This window comes from Bradyrhizobium sp. sGM-13, assembly GCF_018398875.1.
GTDB lineage: Bacteria > Pseudomonadota > Alphaproteobacteria > Rhizobiales > Xanthobacteraceae > Bradyrhizobium.
In genome coordinates this window covers 1-5,300 of record NZ_JAGWDK010000100.1, presented here as the reverse complement: position 1 = coordinate 5,300, position 5,300 = coordinate 1, and the positions used below count along the sequence as shown (strand labels likewise).

Genomic DNA, 5,300 nt, shown 5'->3' with positions numbered 1-5,300 from the left:
TGAACAGCGCCTTGTCGATCTCCTCGACCAGCTTCACCATACCGACATAGCCCATATAAGCGTGGCAGCGCTCCTGGTTGATGTCGAGCCAGGGCATCGCCGCTTTCAGCGCAACGAACTGCGATTTGCCACCCGAGAGCATGATATCCGCATTCGCGTCCTTGAGCATTTTGTATATCTCGCGCGGCGTCATGTCCTCGATCATGTGGGCATCCTGCCCCATCAGCTCCTTGATGCGCTCCTTGTCCTGTTTGGTGGATTTCTTGACGCTGGTGCCGACCAGCTCGAGCCCTGCCTCCTGCAGCGCCGCCACTACGGACCAGGACTTGACTCCGCCGGTGATCAGAAGTGCCCTCTTACCCGCAAACCGCGGCTTGTACCGTTCGGTCGCGGCCCAGGCGCGCGCCTCCTCGCGTGCGATCACCACCTCGGTGCGCTCGATCAGTTCGGAAGGCGCGCCGCGCTCGACTAACAGCCGGGCGATTTCGCGCAGCGAATCGCTAGAATCCTGGATGCCATAGAACGAGCCTTCGAAAAACGGGATGCCGTAACGCTCCTCCATCTTGCGCGCGACATTGATCATCGCCTTCGAACATACCATCATGGCAGCGCGCGCCCGGTGCGAAGAGGCGACTTCGCGATATTTGCCGTCCCCCGAGATGCAGGAGAGGATGCGGATACCGAGCTCGTCAAGCAGCGGCTTGACCTGCCAAAGCTCGCCGGAGAGGTTGTATTCGCCAATCAGGTTGATGTCGTAGGGCGTGGTGTAGTCCGGCTCTTGCGTGCCGATGACGTGCTCGAGCAAGGCCTCGCCGGCGAGCTTGTTGCCTAGGTTCTTGGGGCCGACGAAGCCCGGCGAATTTACGGGAATGACCGGCTTGCCGAGCTTCTGCGAAGCCGCCTTGCAAACCGCATTGATGTCGTCGCCGATCATGGCGGGAACGCAGGTCTGATAGACGAAGATGGCCGACGGGTTGTACTTATTGATGATCTCTTTGATTGCCTTGTAGAGACGCTTCTCGCCCCCAAATACTATATCGGTTTCGTTCATGTCAGTGGTGAAGCCGGTCCGCCAGATGCTGGCGCCAGACGAAGCCGCACCGCGGTTGTCCCAGGAATTGCCCTCACAGGCGATCGGACCGTGCACCAGATGGGCGACGTCGGTAAAAGGCTGCAGCGCAATTTTGGCGCCGTCGAAGGCGCAGCCGCCTGCGGCGCCGCCCGGCTGCAGCTGCTTGGTGCAGCCCTTCTTGCGCTCGGCATCCGACTTGTTGGCGTTCTTGGCGCAGCCCGGCTCGTTGAACATCTCCTGGATCGTGGCCGATAGCGCACTCATCCGTCTCTCCTCTCAACCGAGCTTGTTCGCGAAGATCAGTCCATCGTGCGCTTAGGCCATCGCCGACGTTTGCCGGCGACGGCGCGCGCCGTTCGTCATCAACGAATGATGTCGAAGCTATAGTCGGTCTTGCCGGCAATGTTGGTCTTCTTGTCGATCTCGTCGAAGATCTTGTCGAGAATCTTCACCAGCACGTTCATGCCCCCCTGATAGCCCCACACCGGAGAGCGGTGATGGTGATGCCGATCGAAGATTGGGAAACCGATCCGGATCAGCGGCGTACCCGTGTCGCGCTCCAGATACTTGCCATAGGTGTTACCAATCAGGAAGTCGACAGGCTCGGTGAACAAGAGCGAACGCATATGCCAGAGGTCTCGCGCCGGATAGGCATGGCAGTTCTGCCCAAACGGCGAGCTCCCAAACAACGCCTGCATTTTCTTCTCCCAGGCCTTGTTGCCGTTCGTGGAAAGCACATGGATCGGCTCGGCGCCAAGCTCGAGCAGGAAGGCAGCCAATCCATAGCAGAGGTCTGGATCGCCATAGATCGCGAACTTCTTGCCGTGGATATGCGCGCTGGAGTCGGCCATCGCGTCGACCAAGCGGCCGCGTTCTCGTGCCAGTCCCTCCGGAATGTCCTTGCCACTGATGCGCGACAGCGCCATGAGAAACTCATCCGTTGCGGACACGCCCACCGGATAATTGAACGCCACGACATCCTGGCCATGGGCGGCGATGAACGGCAGCGTCTTTTCCGTGCACCACTGCTGCATGGAGATCGTTGCCTTAGCGTGAACCGCGTTCGCGGCGTCTTCCAGAGTCGTGCCGCCGTCATACATCCGGAACTCGCCGTCGGTCGGTGTATCGAACACATCGGAATTATCGGCAAGAATGGTGTACTGGATGCCCATCAATTCGAAGATGCGCTTGATCTCGCGGATGTTGCCGACGGTGTAGCCGTCAAAGCCGCCGATGAGGTTGATCTTCTTGTTGGGCGCGCGCTCGAGTTTCGCGGCTGTCCCCGCCTTGCCGTCCCAGAAATGCTCGAGGATGCCCTTGAGCGCATTGTCGTACCCGGTGACGTGGCTGCCCACGAAGGCTGGCGTGTGCGCAAACGGCACATCGAAATCAGCTGGCACCGAGCCTTTTTCCTTGGACGTTTTGATAAAGGCATTGAGGTCGTCTCCGATCACCTCCGCCATACAGGTGGTGGAGACCGCGATCATCTTGGGCTTATACATATTATAGCTGTTGGCGAGCCCATCGATCATGTTGTTCAGCCCGCCGAATACCGCAGCGTCCTCCGTCATCGACGAGGAGACGCAGGAGCTTGGCTCCTTGAAGTGCCGCGACAGATGGCTGCGGTAATAGGCCACGCAGCCTTGGGAGCCGTGCACGAAGGGCAGCGTGGCCTCGAAGCCAACCGAGGCGAACACCGCGCCCAGCGGCTGGCAGGCCTTGGCTGGGTTTACCGTCAGCGCTTCCCGCGCAAAATTCTTTTCGCGATATTCGGGCGTCTTCGCCCATTCCCTGATGCGTTCGACCTCCGCGGCATCGCGGGGATTCTCGAACATCTTCTTCTTGTTGGCCAGCATCTGCTGGTATTCCGGACCGCGGAACAGCTCGAAATGATCGAGCACGTGTTCTGCACTCTGCGCCATTGGTAGGATCCCTTCGAAAATCGTGATTAATGTCGGCTCCAGCTCTCAGTAGAGAGCCGGGCCACTCGAGTTATTCGGCAGCCAACAGCTTCGGCTTCGGGACGTCCTTCCACGGCGCCTTGGTCTTCTTCCAGATCGGTGAGTTGATGGCCATGTCCATGTCGCGCGCGAAGATCGCAAATCCATCATAGCCATGATACGGACCCGAATAGTCCCAGGAGTGCATTTGGCGGAACGGCACGCCCATCTTCTGGAAGACATATTTTTCCTTGATGCCCGAGCCGACCAGGTCAGGCTGGACCTTCTCGACGAAGCGTTCGAACTCGTAGCCGGTAACGTCGTCGTAGATCAACGTGCCATCCTTGACGTAGTGCTGGGCGGTGCGTTGGTAGTCATCATTGTGGCCGAACTCGTAGCCGGTGCCGACGACCTCCATGCCGAGATCTTCATAGGCGCCGATCACGTGGCGCGGACGCAGTCCGCCAACGAACAGCATCACGCTCTTGCCTTCCAGGCGCGGGCGATACTTAGCGATCACCGCGTCCACCAGCGGCTGATATTTTGCAATCACCCGCTCGGCACCCTCCTTGATCTTGTCGTCGAAATAGCCGGCGATCTTGCGCAGCGACTCCACGATCTTAGAGGGCCCGAAGAAGTTGTATTCGCACCAGGGAATGCCAAACTTCTCCTCCATGTGCCGCGAGATGTAGTTCATCGAGCGGTAGCAATGCAGCACGTTAAGCTTCGCCTTCGGCGTTGCCTCGAGCTCGGCCAGGGAACCGTCGCCGGACCACTGCGCGATAACGCGCAGGCCCATTTCCTCCAGCAGGATTCGGGATGACCACGCGTCGCCGCCGATATTGTAGTCGCCGATGATCGCGACGTCATAGGGCGTCGGCTCGAACGTCGGCTTGCTCTCGGGCGTGACCTTGTCGAACACCCAATCGCGCACCGCGTCGTTGGCAATATGGTGACCGAGCGACTGTGACACGCCGCGGAAACCCTCGCAGCGGACCGGCACGATGGTCTTGCCCCCATATTCCTTCGACTTCGCCCTGGAGACCGCCTCGATGTCGTCGCCGATCAGGCCGATCGGGCATTCCGATTGGATGGTGATGCCGTTGTTGAGCGGGAACAGCTCCTGGATCTCGTCAATGACTTTGACGAGCTTCTTGTCGCCGCCGAACACGATATCCTTTTCCTGGAAGTCGGATGTGAACTGCAAGGTCACGAAACTATCGATGCCTGTCGTGCCGACGTAATAGTTACGCCGCGAGCCCCACGAGTACTGTCCACAGCCGACCGGACCATGGCTGATATGGATCATGTCCTTGATCGGTCCCCAGACCACACCTTTGGAGCCCGCGTAGGCGCAACCACGGATCGTCATCACGCCGGGGATGGATTTGAGGTTGGACTTGACTCCGCAGTCCGACTTGCCGACCTCGTGAACATTAAGGTGCTTGGCGCGCCGTTTTGCGGTCTTCTCCGGATAGACCTTCAGCACCTCCTGAATCAGCTCTTTGTTGCGGGCTTTGATTTCTGCGATGCTCTGGGTCGGGGCTAGACTCATGCTGATATCCTTCAAAGGTTTCCTGTTGCGACGGCGGCTCTCGGCCAAGAGTTTTGCAACGACCGTGCCAGCCGCGGCGTAAGCGCAAAAATCAGCGCAGTTGAAAGTAGATAGCCACGTTCGCGCGGGTAACCGGACCGTTGTTGCAAACCCGACATCGAGCGTGTCCACAGACGTGCTCGTTTGATCCTGTTCGAAATAAAACAAGGGCGGGCGCGCGTGATATTGCACCGCATTTCCCCACAAGGGCCGCGAGAACATTGCGATACTTGGCGGGCCCGCTGCCGGAAATGGCACATGACGAGGCGCCCCAGCTGCAAGGCTGCGTCAGCCAGTCTGGTTCACCATTGTTGCGAAGCCCGACCGCTGCTCACCTCGTTGGCGACGGTCGTGCGCACATTGTGCCTGGCCTCGTCGCCATCCTGATCCGAATGCTATTGGGCCGACCAGCCAGAGAGATCGTCGCGGCCGATCCGCACGCGTTGCTCGAGTGCCTTGAGCCCGCTCGTACGATTTCCGCTCTATGGTCTTCTGCATGCGCGTCGACGCCCAGGCCGCCCTAGCTGATGCGCCTTAACGCACTAGGGGCTGTTGATGGGTGCGATCCGATGTTGCATCCAGGCTGCCGGGCGTGCTTCACATCCGGCTCCATCTACCGGACAACTGACCTCAGTTAGACTAGGAGCCTGTCCCTATAATGGACTTAGGATTAAGCGAAGCGGGTTCTGAAGCT

4 protein-coding genes are annotated in these 5,300 nt (G+C 59.3%); 1 reads left to right on the top strand and 3 read right to left on the bottom strand.

Annotated features, from left to right (window positions below):
• From nifE to nifD, 3 genes are all read right to left on the bottom strand, one after another.
• The coding region (nifE, locus tag KJQ96_RS37950) for a nitrogenase iron-molybdenum cofactor biosynthesis protein NifE (protein WP_213291100.1) at positions 1–1,336 on the bottom strand (1,336 nt) is incomplete at its 3' end.
• Between the two features lie 98 nt (positions 1,337–1,434).
• On the bottom strand, positions 1,435–2,994 hold the full coding sequence (nifK, locus tag KJQ96_RS37945; RefSeq protein WP_213291099.1) for a nitrogenase molybdenum-iron protein subunit beta: 1,560 nt from the start codon (positions 2,992–2,994) through the stop codon (positions 1,435–1,437).
• A gap of 70 nt (positions 2,995–3,064) precedes the next feature.
• Positions 3,065–4,567, bottom strand: coding sequence for a nitrogenase molybdenum-iron protein alpha chain (gene nifD, locus KJQ96_RS37940; RefSeq protein ID WP_108522950.1), 1,503 nt, complete (start codon positions 4,565–4,567; stop codon positions 3,065–3,067).
• Positions 4,568–4,857: 290 nt separating this feature from the next.
• Between nifD and KJQ96_RS42520 the strand changes: the two genes are divergently transcribed.
• Positions 4,858–5,130, top strand: a complete 273-nt coding sequence (locus KJQ96_RS42520; protein ID WP_375293269.1) for a SufE family protein — start codon at positions 4,858–4,860, stop codon at positions 5,128–5,130.
• Positions 5,131–5,300: the final 170 nt, after the last annotated feature.

Coding starts and splice junctions, on each gene's coding strand:
- nifK (WP_213291099.1), bottom strand. CDS start 2,994: ATGGCGCAGAGTGCAGAACACGTGCTCGATCATTTCGAGCTGTTCCGC.
- nifD (WP_108522950.1), bottom strand. CDS start 4,567: ATGAGTCTAGCCCCGACCCAGAGCATCGCAGAAATCAAAGCCCGCAAC.
- KJQ96_RS42520 (WP_375293269.1), top strand. CDS start 4,858: ATGGCACATGACGAGGCGCCCCAGCTGCAAGGCTGCGTCAGCCAGTCT.